The following is a 19,162-nucleotide window of genomic DNA, read 5'->3' on the forward strand; positions in this document are numbered from 1 at the left end:
AGTTTCTTACTATCTATCGACTTGGCAGCAACTTTTTTATTCATTTTTCTGTTGGACAATCAATGGTAAAGGGACTAACTAACTTGATGGCTGTTAAGTTCTTGGCTTTAAGCTACCTGTGACTGGGAGCTAATCACTTTGGCGTTGAATTTTCTCCCCTGGGCTACCATCGGCTGTTGACGGCGAGAAGAGTATCTGGGGCTGATTCCCGGCAAATCATCGGCGGCTGCTTGAGTTGTAATTAGGGCTCCTGCTGGTACGTAGCGGTCATCTGCTATATTCACTCCCATCACCAACGCTTTGGGCTCCACCACGCAATTACTTCCTACTGTCGCTCTAAAGATTAGTGATTGCATCCCCACATAGGTCTCTGCTCCGATACTTGCTGGTCCGCATATCTGACATTGATGGGCTAGAGTCACTCCTCTATCGATATACACTCCATAGTAATGTCCATTTACCTCTACTACCGGCTCCCCCATCAGTTCTTGATGATGTCCTGTGTCTACTCCCTGTACTATTACTCCATCTCTTATTTGCACCTCTTGACTCACCCATACTAGTCGCTCCCGTTCTCCTCTAATTGAGGCTCCTGGCGCTACCATTACTCTCTCTCCCAGATACACATTCCCGATCACTGCTGCTAGGCTATGTACCTCGGCGGTGCCTTCGACTTCTGGACTCAGCTCTGGACTTGGCTGATAATTGAGCACACTGGCTGTTTGACTTTGATGGTTTTGGTTATGATTAAAAGTTATTATCTTATTCATCGAACATTTCTTGGTTGATTGGCTGCTTTTTTCGGCTTATTTTCTTGGTTAAAAGTTATTCTGGTGAATAATACTGTTGTTTTAGGCTTTAGTTTAGAATTGTCGGTAACACTCTTTGGCACTACCTTTTTTACTTCTCGAGACTCCGACTTTTGTTCAGACTACTAATTAGTTTGGTTGACCAACTCCTGAGCCTCGAGCCTTTTTTACTCCTCCTCACCCTAACTGACCAAAGGTTACAAACTCGTGACTAAACTTTTCTCTTTCCATAAGCTACTTCTGGTAAGTAGCTCCACCTAAAAAAACGTAAAATAAAAACAGGAAAACCCAGGTTGATAATTGAGGCATGCCAGCAGCATTAAGAATAACTCTAACTACAGAAGAAAATAAAACATTACAAGAGCTAGAAGTGTCATCAAAAGTGCCTCGACGAACAAAGCAAAGAGCAACGGCACTTCGTCTAAATGCAGCAGGATGGAAAATAAAAGCGATTGCTTTGCAGTGCGCGGAGCGCAATCGCGAACTATTTAACATGGGCAGAATCGACGGTTAGACAAACGATTCATCGATGGAATCATCACGGTTTAGTAGGTTTATGGGAAGCGAAAGGGAGAGGAAAAAAGCCGATCTGGACAAAGGAAGATTGGAGGGCTGTGGAAAAATGGCTAAAAGAACCTCGTAGCATCAGCTCTCGACAACTAAGCCACAGATTAGCTAGAGAAAGACAAGTGTTTCTGGGAGCAGAACAAGTTCGTCGCATACTCAAAAAAAAAGTGGCGTTGGAAAAGATTAAGGAGAAAACCTCCAGCACCTAAAAATTCAGAGTTTAAAGCAGCTAAAAAGAGGGATTGGCAAACCCTAAAACTATGGGCAGAAGAAGATTTAATCACCTTACTCTATTTAGATGAGTCGGGATGTTGTCCAGAAAGTCCTCTCGGCTATGGTTACGGTCAAATTGGTCAGCAAAAATCTATTTCTCAAAGAACTAGAAAAGGAAGACGAGTCAATATCATGGGAGTCTGGGAAGAAGAACAAAGATTTGAGTATGCTTTGAAAGTCGGAACTTACAAGACAAAGAGTTATCTCCGTTTTATGGACTGGCAAGCTGAACGAGCCATGAAACGATTATACGAAACAGGAAAACCGACAGTAATCATTCATGATAATGCTTCAATCCATCGTGCAGAGTTAGTTAGACAACGTCATCAAATTTGGTCAAAACAAGGATTAAGCGTATTTTTTCTTCCTCCTTACTCTCCCGAAATGAACCGTATTGAAGAGCAATGGCTACATCTTAAACGCCAAGAATTAGGTGGTTATGTGTTTGAGGATGAATACGATTTGGCAAAAGCAATTATTGAGGGCATCGAAAATCGGGGTCAACAGGGAAATTATGCTGTTGAACGTTTGATGTTTAATTAAGTGGAGCTACTTATTTCTTCTGAAAAGCCGGTTATTTTTTGGCTTGTAAATCTAAGCATCTAAGCATCTCAAAGGCTTATTAGACTTTTGTTTCTATCACCTTTTGGTAATAGAATTGTGAATCGAGTAAAAACATCAACTTTAGTTTCTAATTTAATTTTCCCCTGGTTGCCTTCAGTAATTAAGTTATAGGTTATTGATAACCCTAACCCCATTCCTTGTTTGGGCGGTTTGGTTGTGAAAAAGGGATCAAAAACTTTATTGATAATCTCTTTGGGTATTCCTGGACCATTATCTTGAATAGATATAGTAATTGCTTTGAAAAGATTAACGGTTTTAATTGTTAGAGTCGGAGTAAAGTTGTGATTTCTTAATCTATACTTTTCTTGTAAAGCATAATAAGCATTATCAATAATATTAATTAAAGCTCTACTTATACTTTGAGGAATTATTTCGATTAAGTCTATGTCAGCGTCATACTCTTTTAAAAGAATAATATTAAAATTATTTTCTCGATTTTTTTTGCTATGGAAAACTAAGTTGATTGCTGAATCAATCAGATCGTGAATATTACTTAACTGATAATCAAAACTCTGTTGATTAGGATGAGGCAACATAGTTTGTAAGATGTCGTTGGCTCGTTGACTATATTTCTGAATTTCACTTAAGTTTTCTGCCAATGTATCTAAATATTGATATGTATCACTAGTAACTAATTGTGGAGAAATTGATGAGTCTTGATTTAGTTCATCTCGCAATTCTTCAGTCAAATCTAGTGATAGATCGGCAAAATTTACAATAAAATGTAAAGGATTTTTTAATTCATGGGAAACTCCAGCAACTAAAGTTCCTAGAGCTGCTAATTTATCTTGAAATATAATCTTTTCTTGAGCTGACTGTAATTCAGCCCGAGTTACTTCTAATTTACGACTATGTGCTTTGACTTCATTAGTTAACCTAGTATTGCATTCTTGTAGCTTGTTGACATAGATATGAATAAAAATACAAATCGCTGAAATAGAAGTTGACAATAAGGATGGAACCAGAGAAAGCCACCAACCAGATAGAAAAGCAACATAATTAATAGTAACTTGAATAACTATGGCGATCGCTATTCCTAAGCCAATAATTATCACTAGCTTAAGAAAATTTTTAGTTTGGCGATAGCTCCAAGCCCAAATAGCTACCACAGTACCCCAACCTAAAATCCATAAATACTCTTGAAAATCCGACCAACTCTTAATCAAAGGACGTTCATCAAGAACTGTACTAACAATTTGACTAGCTAAATTTGCCTGCAATTCAACACTATAAGTTTGAATAGGATGAGCAGATCCACTATGACCAAAAGTATAAAAATGATCTCGATTGCTAGTTGCCTGAGAACCAACTAATACAATGTGATCGTCTAGCAATTTTGGATCAAAGTGTCCTGCTAAAATGTCCGTATAATTAATGATGTTGAAAGAGTGAGCTGAACTCCGAAAGTCGATTAAAATTTGGTATCCTCTGTCATCGGCACGAATATAACCACCATCATTTTGATTAAAAGGAGAAAACACCACCTGGTCTAGTTGTAGCCAACCTTGATCTGGGGAAGCAGTAGGAAAAACTCCCTCTTGCTCTAAAAATTTTAAACTCACTGCCATTCCCAAACTAGGTAATAATCCTTGCTTTGGATCCACTTGAAATAAAAAAGCACGACGGATAACTCCATCTCGATCAATAATTAAATCACTGGCACTAACTTGCTCTAACTTTGTTAGTATTTGTGACTGATTTTGATTGGTCGAAAATAAAGCTGTAATTGCTTGTTGAATTTCGCCAAAAGTAAAGGTATTCGGAAATACTTTGACTAACTCTTTCTGGTTTTGTACAAGAGAAAAATTTCTATACAGAGATAATCCAATCACCCTCGGATGTTGCGCTTGAATTGTTTGGAGTAATTTCACCAAAGTGCGTTCACTTATTGGCCACTGTCCCAACTCTTGGATTTCGGGCTCTTGTATTCTAATAATTGTAGTCTTACGATTACCTACTTGCCGAGAATGAAGCTGTAACAATATATCTAAAGTATTCCATTCTAGAGATTGCAAATAACCACTTAGACGCAAAAAGAAAATTAACAGCGTAACACAGAATACTATTACGATTACTCTTTGCCAATCCCGAATTAGCCTTTTAAATCGATTCCACATCCTAAAATCACCATATTCTAAGATCTTATAACTAACTAGGAATAAAAAAATTGTCTTCTGTAATTAAAGCAGTAGTATTTGGAACCTGAAACATAATTTAATATGATACGAAAATGTCATCAACTAGGCATTTCAAAGTTTAAGAGGTAATTAGAGACATTTATCCTAGCCGATTTAAGGCGCTACTACCAAATTGTTTATTTAACATGAATAATTCATGTTATTTTAACTATAAAACAACTATAGATTTTACCAAACTAATGATTTATACTCTATCCAATACTCTATTGTTCGAATAATCAAAAATACATACATATCAACCAAATAAAAGATAGAGTAATTTATACAGTCATATCTTTTTAAAAGTTCAATAAAGGATAATAATTAGCATTTTGCAAATCATCTTATTCAGACAAATTTTAATGTAAAAATGCCAACTAATATTTTGGTTGTTGAAGATGAATTATCTTTCCAAAAGATAATTAAGCAATATTTTAAACGACAAATTAAATCAAAAAAATACCAGTTTGAGTTTGCTAATGATGGGAAGCAAGCTCTCGAAAAAATTGTAGAAGATGGTTTTATAGATTTATTAATTTTAGATATTAAAATGCCAAAAATTGATGGCATAAAGCTACTGACTTTACTAGAATACCTTGACTTTAAAATAGAGACAATTATTATTTCTGCCTATGGAGATATGGATACAATCAGAAAAACCATGAATTTGGGTGCCTCTGATTTTTTGACCAAACCATTTTCTATGGAAACTTTAGCTAAAGCAATTGAAGATAGAATTAAGAAAATAGGCGATAAAAATATTGGATATATAGAAAAAAGATACATCTATAAAATTCAGCCGACGGGCGAAGAAAAAGAATATGGTCCTTATCTATATTTTAGAAAACGAGATGAACAAAAAAAACTCAATGGTATTTATTTAGGAAAGGAAGAGCCTTGGCTACAAAAACTAATAAATATAGCTGAAAACCTTGATAATAAATAATATTGCAACTTTCCAGTTAAATTTATAATTAAGACTGAAAAAAAGACACAACAATGATAACGAACATCTCTATTATTGGCATTTTATTCTCGGCTCAAGATTGAGTTAATCTCAACAAAATTCGTTTGGCTTCCCCATATTAATAGTCAATACCACCAATAGTGACTAACCGCTATTTGAAAATATTTTCAGTTATAGAGAAAGTTATATTTGGTGTTTAGGCATCTCTAATTAAGCATCTAATCCCATAACTCTAAAGGTCAACAACAATCTACTTAAATTTCAGCTTCTAATAATTTATCTATTTGAGTCAATAGTGAATCTAATTTTTTTCGCTTTTTAGGATTTGTCAAAAACATTTTTCTCGATTTTTTTAATTGCCTATATGTACTATCTAAATGACCTAAAATTTTTTCTTGCTGAAATTTGGGTTGAATTTTATTTATTTGTTCACGAATTTTACTCAAAGACCATGAAGAGGCGATCGCCTCTTCAAGAAGCTGTTTTCTCAAGGCATCATCTTTAAGACGTGAGATAGTTTTGGCTTTTGTATATTCTATTTTTCCTTGTTGAAGAACTGACAAAACATCTTTTGGCAATTTCAGTAGTGGAAGCCGACTACTGACAAAAGAATCCCAACTCAATCTTCCTAAATCGTCAAAAATTTGAATAATTTTGGTAGCCAAATCTTTACCCAAAACGTTTTGGGTAACTTTTCCCTTAGATTCATTCTGCATCCGATACAGCAATAAAATCACCTGCTCCCTATCGAGATTAGTTGCCACAGATAACAACTGCAGGATACCTTCGGTTTCTTCCAAAGGGCTTAAATCAACTCGTTGTAGATTTTCAATCAAAGCAATCTGAATCGCTTCAATATCAGATAATTCTTTAATAACAACAGGAACTTCTGACAATCCTAATCCCTTAGCAGCTAGATATCTTCGTTCCCCGGCTACTATTTCATATCGTCCTAAATCAACAGGTCTAACCAACAAGGGTTCTAAAATACCATGTTGAGATATAGATGCTTCCAACTTCTGCTGCTTAACAGGATCAAAGTATTGACGAGGCTGAGAACTTGCCTTTTGAACCTTATCAAGTGGAACTAGCTCTGCTACCTTGGCTGATAAATTGTCAGTTGTCGCAGTACTTTCTAATAGAGCAGCAACTCCACGTAATTTACTAGTATAAGGCTGTTCTTTTTTTCTATGTCGAGTCATAATTGTTCCAATTTTTTTACAATTTTTTTCATTACATCAACTGCGGGATGTCTAGACTGATGAAGAGCAAGAGGAACTCGTTTTTCACTGGCATCAGGAAAAACAATGGAACGAGGAATTGGTTGATAAACAGTAGCCAAGGGCGAGAGTTGATCTTTAATTGCGTTGTAGGTTCTAGTTTCTTGAGCGGTACGACTATCAAACATAGTAGGAATGAAACCAGCGATCTCTAAGTTTCGGTTAGCTGCTTTACGCAATCTAGCAACAGTATTCAATAATAAATCTGTTCCTTGAAAAGATTTAAACTGAGTCTGAATTGGTACCAAAACGTGAGTAGCAGCTACCAAGCTCAAAACGGTAAGAATTCCTAACGACGGTGGACAATCAATCAAAATAAAATCATAATTATCAACAACAGAATTAAGAGCATTTTTTAATCGTACTTCACGCATTAGGCTAGATACTAGTTCTAATTCTGCTGCACTCAAATTAATATTAGCTGGAACTAAATCCAGACCATTGATTTGCTGAATAATTGGGAGCGGTTCTTCTCCTACTACTGACTCGTAAATAGTTTGCTCTAACTCTTCAGAATCGATTCCCATAAATGTTGTCAGTGAAGCTTGCGGGTCTATATCTATGAGTAAAACCCGATTTTTGTTTAGTACTAGATGATAGCCCAAATTCATTGTCAAAGTAGTTTTGCCTACTCCTCCAGATTGATTAAACAAGGCAATAATCTTAGTCATCTAGTTTTTAGGTTAATTCAGTAAGCTTATTGTTTATCGCTATTTTACAAGCCAGAATCCATTTTGACGATAAATGTTTAATTAAAATATCTGAATCTGAATTAAGTACTTGGCTTCTCCAGCATACAGTCAAGATGTTTCGTTATACTCAGTATGTTTTATTTAAGAGAATTAAAAGCTGAGAGTTTTGATTTCTACTTCCCTAGCCAGATGCGATTATAGGAAAAAGCTGCAAAATTACGGGCAGTAGTTAGATTTTTAATTTATGCAAATACGAATTAAGTCAATATTCAAACTTTTAAAAGAAGCTTTTAGTGAATGGCAGCAGGATCAAGTATCTTTATTAGCTGCTGCTTTGGCATACTATACGGTATTTTCGATTACACCTTTATTGGTAATTGCGATCGCGATTGCTGGTGCAGTTTTTGGACAAGATGCTGCTAGAGGTGAAATCGTTGAACAAATTAACAATCTAGTAGGAGAACAAGGAGCGCAAGCAATTGAAACAGCTTTAGCCAATGCTGATCAACCTCAACTTGGTAGCGTAGCTTCAATTATTAGTGTAGTAATTCTACTGATTGGTGCATCTGGAGTATTTGCTCAACTACAGCAAGCACTCAATACTGTATGGAATGTCAAAGCTAAACCAGATGGCGGAATTTGGGAATTTATTCGTAAACGATTGTTGTCTTTTGGAATGGTACTGGTGATCGGATTTTTGTTGCTAGTATCTTTAGTACTTAGTGCGATGTTATCTGGTATTAATAAGCTAGAAATTGGGTTACTTCCGGGTTTAACTCCTTTATGGCAACTGCTAAATTTTGGGATCTCGTTTGGTTTTATATCCCTGTTGTTCGCTCTAATTTATAAATATCTCCCCGATGTCGAAATTCGCTGGAAAGACGTTTTAATAGGAGCAATAATTACCGCTTTACTATTCACCTTTGGCAAATTTATCATCGGTTTATATTTAGGTAGGGGAAGTTTGGGTTCGGCTTATGGTGCTGCTGGTTCACTGATTATCTTTCTTGCCTGGGTATTTTATTCAGCTCAAATTCTACTCTTTGGTGCTGAATTTACCCAAGTATATGCCCGTAAATATGGCAGAAAAATCCGCCCAGACAATCATGCAGAATTGACTAATTCATTTTAATGAGTCATCAGTTTGATTTTCTCTGTTTCCCCTATTCATCAATAAATATATCTTAAGTAAGACACAAATAGGCCTAGCTTTCTCTCTTATTGCAGATGTGCGATTGCTAAACTAATTGTTTCAATAAAGGTGTAATTGTGCAGATTTTTTAAATTATATGTCTAAGTTAAATATCGGATTAACCGAAGAACAACGTCATGGTGTGATTGAGTTATTAAATAAAGATCTTGCCGACCTCTATTTACTCATCATCAAAACTAAAAAGTATCATTGGGATGTAGTAGGACCTCAATTTCGCACTCTACATACATTGTGGGAAGAGCATTATAACGCCTTAACTTTGAATATCGATGCTACAGCAGAAAGAGTTCGTGCATTAGGTGGTTATCCGTTGGGAACAGCAGCAGGATTCATTGAATACAGCTCAATTAAAGAACATCCTAACGATCTTCCTTCTGCTAATGAAATGGTTGATCGCTTGGTTCAAGATCACGAACAAGTCATTCGTAACCTTAGAGAAGATATAGACAAGTGTGGAGATGAGTATCACGATGAAGGAACTGCTGACTTCTTGACAGGATTGATGGAGCAGCATGAGGAAATGGCTTGGATGTTACGTTCCTTTATTGAAGGTGAAAATTTACAAGGTCAAGGTGGTCGCACAGGAACAGAAACCAAACCAGCAGTGAATGCCTAGTAATCTATCAAACTTTAATTGATAGGTTGAGGTGAATGAACTAGCAAAGTAAGCAGGGTAAGAGCTCAAGCGATAATTTACCCTTAACTAATTAATTGATAGAACAATAGCTAGAAGCTGTTTAGCTATGTTCTATACATGAAAAATACTTGAAAATTATTTGAATAATTTTATAACCGGAGGAATTCAATTAAATGGCTGAAGAATATAAAGCAGAACGTACAATCACCGCAGTGCTCAAAGAAGAAAAGCAAGTAGATAATGTTGTTCGTCGTCTAATTGATCGCGGTGTCCCACAAGAATATATTTCTGTAATGGGTCAAAACTTTCAATCTCAAACCCGTATCTCAGGTTTCATCTCTAAAAAGGATGTTGTCCTCGGAGGCTTACGTACTGGCGCAGTTTTTGGCTCTTTATTTGGTTCTCTTCTCAGCCTCTTTACTGGTGTAGGAGTACTATTTATTCCCTTTCTTGGTTCTGTGGTAGCAGGAGGTCCAATTACTTCTGTTTTATTGGGAGCAGCATCAGGAGCACTCGCAGGTAGTGCTGGTGCTGGATTAGCTTCGGCTTTAGCAACTCTAGGTATGCCAGAAGAAAAAGCAGCCATTTACGAAACTCGTGTCAAAGCAGGTGAATTCTTATTAATGGCAGAAGTACCCGCTAACAAATCTGGTGAATATCAACTGTTGATTGAAAGTGCAGGTGGCGAAGAAATTCATGTTAACGAATCTACTTTACCTCGTGCTTGTCCCGGTAAATGTAACGGAGTAGAAGATCTATCTCCAGAAATTCGTTCTCACCTTTCTGAACAAGCACAAAAAGATTTTATTCAAAGCTACAATACTGCTTTAGACGAAACCGATGATGAGACTAAAGCGGAACAGCAAGCCTGGGCAAATATCAAAGATAAATATGATGAAGATGAGAATGGTATTTGGTCAAAAGAAAAAGTAGAAGTCAAAAATTAAGTAATCGCAGGATTCTTATCCTATTAGGCGATCGCTTTAATAAAAAAAAAAATAAATGTTTTTAAGTCTTTACTATAGCTAACTGAAATAAGTTTGAATCGCTGAAGAATTAAAGCTAAATTGGGATAATAACCCTTAAACAATCGAAAATAAAACCTAAAAATGGCATATTCTTTAGATATGCGGCAACGTGCATTAGACCTGTTAGAAGAAGGCAAAAGCAAAACAGAAATATCAAGAATGCTTGGAGCTAGTAGAACAAGTATTCTTCGATGGGAAAAAAGAGCCTTAAGAGGAGAGCTTGCAGCTATTTACCCCAAAAAAAGAGGTGGGTTTAGAGTAGATGATGAAAAATTAAAAGCTTATGTCGCATTAAATCCCGATGCCTATCAAGCAGAAATAGCAGAAGCGATTAGAGCCAAAGAAAATACCGTATGTCGAGCACTTAAAAGATTGAAGATTAGTCGAAAAAAAAGACACCGCAGTACCGAGAACGGGACCAACAAAGGCGAAACGATTATTTAAAAGAGATAGAACAGTATCCCGAACAACAGAGAGTTTATCTAGATGAGAGTGGGCTATGTCATCGTTTGCAAAGAACTCATGGCTATGCTCTCAAGGGAGAAAAAGTACACGGTCTAACTGATGGCAAAAGACAGGGTAGAACCAATATCATTGGGGCTTGGTCAACAGATAATAAACTTTTTGCCACAAACACTTATGACCATACTGTCAACAAGAAGGTTTTTATGGATTGGATTAAATCTCACCTTCAGGGACATCTCACTCATGGGATGGTTGTTATCATGGATAATGCTCCTTGGCATCGGGGAAATGACATCAAAAATCTCATTGAAAGTACTGGTGCCCAACTGATAAATCTTCCCCCCTATTCTCCAGATCTAAACCCCATCGAACATGCATGGGCTAATCTCAAACATTATGTCAAATCCGCAAAAAAAGACTTTGAGCACTTCTCTGATAATTTGGCTGCACAGCTAAATAAAATGAATCATTCTAAAATCAGTTAGCTATAGAAAGGTAGCTATTGTCAGCCCTTAGATAGTAAAGACATTTTGTATGTTAAGAGCATTTGTTAAAACTTCCCAATTTCCATATCTTCAAGCTCAAAAATGCGTGGATATACGAGTTGATGTTTAGTAAAAGCGCGTTTTGCTCTCGAGGTAAGATCAGTTTTGTAAACAAATTCATCCCTTGCATCGAGAGGATAGCATTTGAGTTTAAAGACACTTCCCCAGGGTTTTTCTTCCATTACAACGATAATAGGTAACTTGAGAGCGGTATACTTACTAGTTTGTGCTACTCGATAGAGAATTTTTCTGACCAAATTAACATCTATTTCATGAGCAAAATAAAATTTAGTAACTACTTGTGCTTCTAACGCTCCAGCATTGGCATTTGATACTGCCTCTGTCCAGATTTTATTATGGGGGATAGTTATAGTATTGTCATCTGGAGTTTGGATTTTAACAGCTCGCAAACCATAACTAATTACTTCTCCATAGTGTTCGCCGATTTTGACGCGATCGCCTACTCCATAAGGAGATTCGAACAAACCCACTATTCCAGCAATAATTGAACTTGCATAATCTTTAAAAGCAAAACCTAAAGCTACCGCTACAGTACCCGTAACTGCCAAGATATTTTCTTTAGACAGATTGAGAAACAAGTTCATTAAAATTACGGTGCTAATGGTTAATACCACCATCCGCAAAAAAGGTAAAAACTGCTTAACTCTCAATCTCCATTCTTTGGCAATTCTTTCTGAGAGCCAAATAATTAGCTTATCTAGTGTTTTTAAGACTAAATATGCAGTAACTAGAATAAATATTCCCTGTGCAAGTTTACCTGTAGTAATTTTAGAAACAATTTCTTTAGTTTGTTCCGCAGTTTCTTCTGCTGCATCTCCCGCTGATTGTGCCAACCAGTAAAAACCTAAGGTGGTAAAGTAGTTCATTCCTAAATTTTCTATTCTCCATTGATAACAAAATTGTTATTGGCTAACTCTTGTTTTAATCTAGGATAGTAAATTGGATTAATTTTTAAGACTTGGCCTTGTTGTTCTACTACACCCTGACGACGTAAAACTTGTACTCTAGCTCGAACTTCTAACTCTTCATCTCCTAAAGTTTTAGCTAACTCAGATATAGTTAAATCACCTTGTAACAAGAGAGAATATAAAAGATATTGGTCTGCTGATTCTAAAGCTGGTAAATCTTGTAAAGAAGGAGTGTTGGCAACTATTTTTTTGGGGTGAGATTTAGTTTCGTCCTCCTCAACTTTTTCCTCTTCATCTATTTCTTCATACTTTACTGACTTTAGAAACCCCTGCACTGCTACTTTACTAACTCCTTCAGAAATATCTACTAAGAGATCAAAATAATTAGTTTTGTTATCTTTATTGTTATTTAAAAGTTTTTGATCTAAGCGCGGCTCATCAAAAATAATATCTAATTCATTAATAATTGGCTCAAGCCATTCTTGCAATTCTTCCGATTCTATTTTAGGTAATATCAGAACTTTTCCACAATATGCTTCGATATTATAAATCAAGTTTAAATATTCCCAACCCACCTGACCCATACCAATTATCCAAAAGCGATTTTCCGAACCTTTACATAACAATGATTGTAAATATTCAATACCTTCTAGACCCTCAAGAGAACGAAGGAAAAACCAGCTTAGATTAGGAATTACCACAACTTCTAACCCCTGCTTATCAAAGTTATTTTTTGGGCACTGTTGTTCAAGATAATACTCTAATTTAGATTTGATAGTTTCAATCTCAATTGGTCTAGCCGTTAAGGGCAACAGCCTCATCGGCACTTGCTTTTTCTCGATCCATTCTGCTAGCGTCTCAGATAAAATACGCGATATGGTAGCGACAGGATCGCTTAAGATTACTACTGAATTATTAGTATCGTTAGGATTTTTAAACCAGCAATCAAATGTTTCATCTAAAACAGATAAGATCGCTTCTTGATCCGCAGGATTATTAGGTAAGTTGTCAACAGCCTCAACTAGTCTATCTCGCATTTCAGCAGGTAATTCAACTAGCGATCGCTCTGGCTCTTGGGTTTCTTGAGAGTCTTTAGTGTACCAGGAGAATAAAAAATGACGGCTATTAATTAGCCAATTCCTTAATCGCTTTAACATTTTAGTTATGGTATTCCTAATTGTTACCATCACCATTATTATTCCTATTGCTGTCTCTTGTTAGTTGTCGTAGAGAACTAGCAATACTTTTAGATTTGGGGTTATTTCCTTTAACAGATGGCCATCCTTCTCTTTGACGAGCGCGATCGCCGTCTGTTTCTTCTGTTTGGTCGTGAAACAAAATTTGTTGGGTGGGAAATGGTAAATCGATACCTGCGGCTACAAGCCTATTATTAAATTGTGTTAATACTTTATCTTGAGCATCTAAAGCATCAGCTCGACGAGGAGGATCGATCCACCAGCGAGCACGAATGTTAATTGTACTCGCTGCCAAATCAACTACCAACGCTTCAGGAGGAGGATCTGATAGTGCTTCTGGATGATTATGAAGTACATCTAAGATAATCTGTTTTGCTTCTTCAATATCATCACCGTAACCAATTCCAATATCATACTCAAGACGACGTTTTTCAAAGGCAGTATTTACAGTTACTGAATTAGTAAATAACTCTGCATTGGGAATAACAATTCGACGACCATCGTAGGTTCTGATCGTAGTAGCTCGGGTTTGAATATTTTCTACTGTTCCCTCAAATTCTTTGAACACGATCTGGTCATCTATGACAAAGGGTTCGGTAATCAGAATTAAAATTCCCGCCAAAAAATTCTGTAAAATATCGCGGAAAGCAAAACCAACCGCAACCCCACTGACTCCTAACAACTGAACTAGATCACCTGGTTTAAAGGAAGGGATTACAATCGCTAAGGCGACAAATGCACCCACTAAAATAATAAGTCCTTGAGACAGCCTAGCAAGAACTAACCCTAGATTGCGAGACCTTTTACGTTTAGTCAAATTTTTAATTAATCTTCTGGAGAATTTGGCAACAAACCAGAAAATAATAAAAACAATAATTGCGATTAATATATTCGGCAATAGTGCAATCGTCCCTTTAAGCATTGACAACAGTTGCTGCCATGCTGTCTGCAAAGGAGTAAAAGAATCCATACAATTTAACTTCTAATTTTCATGCTTATTTCAAGCATCAGAATATATCAAAAGTCAGAATTAATTCATCTATCTATGGAGATGATATTTGTATTGCTATCATTTTTACCCTCTATCTTTGGTTATAGAATGAAAACAGTATGGATAATTAAATCTACAATTTTTTTCTTTTATTAAGTTTGTGATTCATAAATCCATACCAAGATAGACGAATATCCGTAATCTAATCTTAAAATAAAAGTATAGGGTACAAATATATAGTCTAAATTACATCGACTTAAAAACTAAGAGTTTTAAGAATTGCTTTTTTAAGCTTTAAATCCTCTCAAAATACCAATAACTCTCAAAATAAGAATTGAGCCGCAATTTTAAAGATCAAATAATTGCTTGATTCAGAATACAAAGTTGAAATAGTATTTCTTAAATTCTGATTAGAAGTAAATTCTTATTGAAAATATCACTATTAACAAGGTATATCAATTTTTTACTAAAACAAAATTTTTTGTAAATATAGGTGAAATACACACTATGAATGAATCGAAGAAAGAAAGAATAATTAGTAATCTAAAACAAGCTAAACAAACAGGACAACTAAAGTCAGAGAACATTAGAGATATTATTAGAACAGCGGTATCTGAAGCTGCATCTGAAGTTAAAGAAGGTAGAGCCGAAATCAGTAGTCTTGTTCAAGAAGCGATAACAGCAGTAGCAGAAGTTTTTCAAGATAAAAAAGGAGAAATCACTGAAGAGGTTACGGCTTCTATTGAAGGAGCAATTGAAGGTATAAGTAATGTTAGAAGAGAAACCATCTCTAGTACTCAATCAGAGATTCAAACCTTACAAGTAAAGGTAGAAACTGAAGAAGAACAGTTACAACAAGAAATAGACGGAGTATTAGAAGATTTACAAGCTACAAGTCAAGATAAACCAGCTCAGGTAAAAGAAGCAATTTCTTCTGCTATCGAAACCGTTGAAAATAGTGAAGAAATTGCTCTCTTGCAAAAGCGATATGCTCAGCTAAAAGCTCAGTTAGCTATTGTGCAGGCAAATTTAGCTGGTAGATATGGTGAAAGCTTTGACAATGTTAGTCAGTATCTTAATGAAGCTAAAACTTGGTACGAAAGAGCCAGAGAAAATCCTAAGGTTTTTACGGGCAAGATTGAAGAAAAACAACAAGAATTTGAGCAAAAATTAGGTGAAACAGGTACAGCGATCGCCAAAAAAGAAAGACAAGTAAAACAGCTTCTTAAAGAACTATGGAAATCAATCTCTGAAATGTTTCGTGACAAATAAAAGCTATTAGCTGTAAATTATTAAATTATTAAATAAAACCGCCTCCAAAAAAACTTTAGGGGGCTATTATTTTCTCTCTTCGGATGATACTTCTTCTGTCCTCGGCGCTTTAGTCTGGCTAAATTTAGTAAAACTAGTTTCCGAAGAAGTAATCGGGCTAGTTGTTGTTGTGGTAGTGAAGTAAATTTAAAATCTAAAAATAGTGCGTAAAGTGCCGACATAGATAGTTTCGTTGTCTGAATTACCATTGGGATTAAATAAAGCATAGCCTCCAGGTGTGAACTGAATAAAATCATTTAAACTATATTGAAATTCTACGTTTAGAAGATAAGGTTCATCTTCATCATTTTCTAAGGCATTACCATCCGAATCAATCAAACTGGGAGACTGTCCAAAACTCACAATAAAAGCTGAGCCTTCTTTTAAGAGATCACTATAAGTTGCGTAGGCATTCCAAGTCAGAATACTGGCATCAGCGTTATCATCAATTGTCGAAGCAGTAGTATAGCCAAAGTAACCGCCAATCGATAACCGTTCTAAAACCTGAAAACTACTGGCAAAACCATAATTATTAGAGGAGTTGGCACGATCTTCAAACGGATCGGTAGCAGCATCAGTGCCGACAAAGCCAGCTAGATCGTAGCCACTACCCGCCCCTTGATATGCTCTTAGGTATGCTAAAGCAAAATTTAAACGTTCTTCTAATAGGGATATATTTAAATTAGCTCCAGCGGCATAGTTACCGTTAAAAAGACCATTCCCTGGCTCAGGTTCGGCAGGATTAGTCGCCCAGTAGCCTACAGCTAAATTTACAGAATCAATAATATCTATATCTATACCCACCGCAGCACCCTCTCCATTAGCGTTATCGTAAATCAGGTTGTTATAAGCACTGTAGAGACTAAGAGCGTCATAAGCTACTCCCATGGTGGGGACGACATTAAAGAAATCATCCACTGCAACGCCATTAGCACCAACTAAAGCCGATATTTTATCAGTAATAGGAAAGATATAATGCAAGTCGTCGATTTCAACATTGTTATTATTGTCGCCCTCAAAGTTAAGGGCTAGGGCATTATTACCACCAGATGAAGCCGGACTGGTAACATTTCTCGCTTGTAAACGGACTCTTAAGCGGTCTTCTCCTGTAAAGCTACTATCAAAGTTAAGACGAATTCGACTACTAAAGGTAATTTCATCATCAATATCGCTACCATCTGGTTTCTCATCCCCAAATGTTCCCAGCACATAGTTAACTATCTCTCCATTTAGCTTGGTAGTAGTAGAAAAAGAACTATCTTCTAAAACAGTAGTCCGACCCTCAATCTCATCAACTCTCCCCCCAAGGCTAGCTAATTCTGTCTTAAACTTTTGATTTAATCGCTGTATAGTTGCCAGATCTTCCTCTGAAACAGACTCTGAGCTAGCAATTAAACGTTCCATCTGATTTAAACAACTATTTAAACCTGCTGCAAATTCGTAACGACTAAGGGGTTGGCTACCTTTATATGTCTGATTGGGAAACCCTGAAATACAGCCATAGCGATCAACTAAACTTCTGAGTGCTTCGTAAGCCCAGTCTGTCGGAGCTACATCTCTTAGCTGATTTACATTTGTTACTTGACCAAGATCATTTTGATAATTATGTGAAGGCGATGCGCTAGAGTTACTGCATTCCCATAAAATGACACCACAAGCTATTACACCCGTTGGGAGTAAGTTGATTAAAAGGTTAGACATGATCCTCTCACCTAAAATTATTGATTTTTATGAAATTGCTAAATAGATCAGCTTGCTACTTGTTCGGGAGTTGAAGCAATCTGGGCTGATGCTTGTTTATTGGCGCGGCGCACGGGATTGAGACGTTTTTCCAGCCAGCTAAAGACTCTAGAAGCAATAAAGGTTAAAAACAAATAGATCAACGCGACTGCTGCATAGATTTCAAATGCTCGATAGGTAGTTGCCACCATTAGCTGTCCCTGACGAAATAGTTCTTCAAAACCGATAATTGCCACCAAGCTAGTGTCTTTAATCATGGTTATAAACTCGTTACCTAAGGGTGGTAACATCCGCCGAAAAGCTTGGGGAAAAATAACATATCGCATAGTTTGCCTCCATCCCATTCCCATTGATTGAGAAGCTTCCCACTGTCCTATATCAATTGATTGAATCCCACCCCTAATAATTTCAGCTAAATAGGCGGCAGAATTGAGACTAAGAGCCGTAACCGCAGCAGCAAAGCGATTAAAATTAAAGTCTAAGCCTATTCCCTGTAGAAGAGAAGGAATACCAAAGTAAATCATAAAGATCTGCACCAACAAAGGTGTGCCGCGAAAGAAATCTACATAGATACGACTCAACCAACCCAAAGGCTTAAAGTCAGAGATTGAAGCTGTAGCCAATAGGGTTCCACCAATCGTGCCAAAAAAGACTGAAAATGCAGTTAGCAATATTGTTATCAACGCCCCATACAATAGAGCGGGTAACATTGATATCAGACTAAAGGTAGCAGCTTCTCCTTCTAAAGCTGGGGTAACTAAAGGTAACTTAGCCGGCTCTCCTGCAAACCATTTTTGATAAACCCCACGGTATTTGTCTGTCTTGAGTAGCTCGTCTAAAGCATTGTTGACTTTCTCTACATTAGGCGAGCCTTTTGGTAAAGCTATTCCATAATATTCTTCGGTTAACAGTTCACCTACTATCTCAATACTGTTAAGATTACCAATCTTGATTGCATAAAGGGTTACAGGGGAATCATTAACCACGGCATCTACCTTACCGTTGCTCAACTCTTGAAGGGCTAGAGCAGAATTATCAAAAGTAAAGAGTTCTACTCCTGGTATTTTGGCAGCCTCCTGTGCTCCAGTTGTGCCAATAGCCACCGCTACTTTCTTATTCTCTAGGTCGTCAAAACTTTTGATTTTTCCTTGATCCTCTTTTCTTACAGCGATCGCCAGACCAGACCGAAAATAAGGACGAGCAAAATCCACTGTCTGAGCACGTTCTGCAGTAATAGTCATACCACTAATGGCTGCATCAATAGTTTGAGACTGTAGAGCGGGAATTAAGCCATCAAAGGGCATACTTTGAAACTGAATTTCTAAACCTGCTTCTTCACCAATTGCCTTGAATAAATCGATATCAAATCCAGTAAATCCTTTGCCATCTGGTGCTTGCATTTCAAAGGGAGGAAAAGCTGGTTCTGTTCCTACTTTTAAAACTTCTTGAGCTTTTAAAGGAGAAATCAAATAATAGTTAATACTTATTATTAATAATGACCCGATTAAGCCTAATCCTAGTCTTTTTATCCAAAAACTTACGTTTTTTTTATTCATAACAATTTATAGAAAAATGTATCTCTATCTATCTAAAAAGATTAATTTACTAGATTTTATTCCTAGCAAATATACAAAATATTATTAATAATATTTTTTTTATATTTCTTAATGATGTAAGAATTCAGGTACTAAATTGAGGGATTAAAGAAGGGCGATCGA

The 19,162-nt window shown here is 36.4% G+C and carries 18 protein-coding genes and 1 pseudogene; 10 read left to right on the forward strand and 9 right to left on the reverse strand.

Translation table 11 applies throughout. The features are described from left to right. Positions 1–107: 107 nt before the first annotated feature. A complete protein-coding gene (locus PLEUR7319_RS33810) occupies positions 108–770 on the reverse strand; it encodes a hypothetical protein (protein ID WP_019503458.1) in 663 nt (220 codons plus the stop codon). Positions 771–1,116: 346 nt separating this feature from the next. On the opposite strand from PLEUR7319_RS33810, the gene PLEUR7319_RS40425 reads away from it, so the two are divergent. From PLEUR7319_RS40425 to PLEUR7319_RS39875, 3 genes are all read left to right on the forward strand, one after another. Then, a complete protein-coding gene (locus PLEUR7319_RS40425) occupies positions 1,117–1,323 on the forward strand; it encodes a hypothetical protein (RefSeq protein WP_019503459.1) in 207 nt (68 codons plus the stop codon). Beyond that, positions 1,262–1,585: a helix-turn-helix domain-containing protein gene (locus PLEUR7319_RS39870; protein WP_083892430.1), complete on the forward strand. Its 324-nt coding sequence runs from the start codon at positions 1,262–1,264 to the stop codon at positions 1,583–1,585. The genes PLEUR7319_RS40425 and PLEUR7319_RS39870 overlap by 62 nt, the downstream gene beginning before the upstream one ends. Before the next feature lie 70 nt (positions 1,586–1,655). After that, positions 1,656–2,192, forward strand: a complete 537-nt coding sequence (locus tag PLEUR7319_RS39875) for a transposase (RefSeq protein ID WP_026102244.1) — start codon at positions 1,656–1,658, stop codon at positions 2,190–2,192. Between the two features lie 68 nt (positions 2,193–2,260). On the opposite strand, the gene PLEUR7319_RS0101625 is transcribed toward PLEUR7319_RS39875, so the two are convergent. Then, positions 2,261–4,390 carry a CHASE2 domain-containing protein gene (locus PLEUR7319_RS0101625; RefSeq protein WP_019503462.1) on the reverse strand — a complete coding sequence of 710 codons (2,130 nt, stop codon included), beginning with the start codon at positions 4,388–4,390 and terminating at the stop codon, positions 2,261–2,263. Positions 4,391–4,820: 430 nt separating this feature from the next. Between PLEUR7319_RS0101625 and PLEUR7319_RS37670 the strand changes: the two genes are divergently transcribed. Then, positions 4,821–5,396: a response regulator gene (locus PLEUR7319_RS37670; RefSeq protein WP_019503463.1), complete on the forward strand. Its 576-nt coding sequence runs from the start codon at positions 4,821–4,823 to the stop codon at positions 5,394–5,396. A 275-nt stretch (positions 5,397–5,671) separates the two neighbouring features. On the opposite strand, the gene PLEUR7319_RS0101635 is transcribed toward PLEUR7319_RS37670, so the two are convergent. Then, entirely contained in the window at positions 5,672–6,619 is a 948-nt protein-coding gene (locus PLEUR7319_RS0101635) for a ParB/RepB/Spo0J family partition protein (RefSeq protein ID WP_019503464.1), read from the reverse strand. Next, positions 6,616–7,368 carry a ParA family protein gene (locus tag PLEUR7319_RS0101640; RefSeq protein ID WP_019503465.1) on the reverse strand — a complete coding sequence of 251 codons (753 nt, stop codon included), beginning with the start codon at positions 7,366–7,368 and terminating at the stop codon, positions 6,616–6,618. Before PLEUR7319_RS0101640 ends, PLEUR7319_RS0101635 begins: the two co-directional genes overlap by 4 nt. A gap of 265 nt (positions 7,369–7,633) precedes the next feature. On the opposite strand from PLEUR7319_RS0101640, the gene PLEUR7319_RS0101645 reads away from it, so the two are divergent. From PLEUR7319_RS0101645 to PLEUR7319_RS0101665, 5 genes and pseudogenes are all read left to right on the forward strand, one after another. Continuing rightward, entirely contained in the window at positions 7,634–8,521 is an 888-nt protein-coding gene (locus tag PLEUR7319_RS0101645) for a YihY/virulence factor BrkB family protein (protein WP_019503466.1), read from the forward strand. Between the two features lie 157 nt (positions 8,522–8,678). Continuing rightward, entirely contained in the window at positions 8,679–9,218 is a 540-nt protein-coding gene (locus PLEUR7319_RS0101650) for a Dps family protein (RefSeq protein WP_019503467.1), read from the forward strand. A gap of 194 nt (positions 9,219–9,412) precedes the next feature. Then, positions 9,413–10,186 (forward strand): ChaB family protein, encoded by a 774-nt coding sequence (locus tag PLEUR7319_RS0101655; RefSeq protein WP_019503468.1) that lies wholly within the window; start codon positions 9,413–9,415, stop codon positions 10,184–10,186. Between the two features lie 162 nt (positions 10,187–10,348). Then, positions 10,349–10,711, forward strand: a complete 363-nt coding sequence (locus PLEUR7319_RS0101660; protein WP_019503404.1) for an IS630 transposase-related protein — start codon at positions 10,349–10,351, stop codon at positions 10,709–10,711. 2 nt (positions 10,712–10,713) lie between these two features. Continuing rightward, positions 10,714–11,217: pseudogene (locus tag PLEUR7319_RS0101665) on the forward strand (IS630 family transposase); the annotation flags it as partial. A gap of 65 nt (positions 11,218–11,282) precedes the next feature. On the opposite strand, the gene PLEUR7319_RS0101670 reads toward PLEUR7319_RS0101665, so the two are convergent. Genes PLEUR7319_RS0101670 through PLEUR7319_RS0101680 form a run of 3 tightly spaced genes read right to left on the reverse strand, consistent with a single transcriptional unit; the run spans position 11,283 to position 14,372 of the window. After that, positions 11,283–12,164, reverse strand: a complete 882-nt coding sequence (locus PLEUR7319_RS0101670; RefSeq protein ID WP_019503469.1) for a mechanosensitive ion channel family protein — start codon at positions 12,162–12,164, stop codon at positions 11,283–11,285. Between the two features lie 11 nt (positions 12,165–12,175). Then, positions 12,176–13,363: a hypothetical protein gene (locus tag PLEUR7319_RS0101675; protein WP_026102246.1), complete on the reverse strand. Its 1,188-nt coding sequence runs from the start codon at positions 13,361–13,363 to the stop codon at positions 12,176–12,178. 16 nt (positions 13,364–13,379) lie between these two features. Then, a complete protein-coding gene (locus PLEUR7319_RS0101680) occupies positions 13,380–14,372 on the reverse strand; it encodes a mechanosensitive ion channel family protein (protein WP_019503471.1) in 993 nt (330 codons plus the stop codon). 528 nt (positions 14,373–14,900) lie between these two features. On the opposite strand from PLEUR7319_RS0101680, the gene PLEUR7319_RS0101685 reads away from it, so the two are divergent. Next, positions 14,901–15,665, forward strand: a complete 765-nt coding sequence (locus PLEUR7319_RS0101685) for a hypothetical protein (protein ID WP_019503472.1) — start codon at positions 14,901–14,903, stop codon at positions 15,663–15,665. A 186-nt stretch (positions 15,666–15,851) separates the two neighbouring features. Here PLEUR7319_RS0101685 and PLEUR7319_RS33825 read toward each other — a convergent pair whose 3' ends face one another. After that, entirely contained in the window at positions 15,852–17,405 is a 1,554-nt protein-coding gene (locus tag PLEUR7319_RS33825; protein WP_019503473.1) for an iron uptake porin, read from the reverse strand. 47 nt (positions 17,406–17,452) lie between these two features. Further along, positions 17,453–19,000 carry an ABC transporter permease subunit gene (locus PLEUR7319_RS0101695; RefSeq protein ID WP_019503474.1) on the reverse strand — a complete coding sequence of 516 codons (1,548 nt, stop codon included), beginning with the start codon at positions 18,998–19,000 and terminating at the stop codon, positions 17,453–17,455. Positions 19,001–19,162 lie beyond the last annotated feature (162 nt).

The organism is Pleurocapsa sp. PCC 7319 (assembly GCF_000332195.1).
In the GTDB taxonomy this organism is placed as follows: Bacteria; Cyanobacteriota; Cyanobacteriia; order Cyanobacteriales; family Xenococcaceae; genus Waterburya.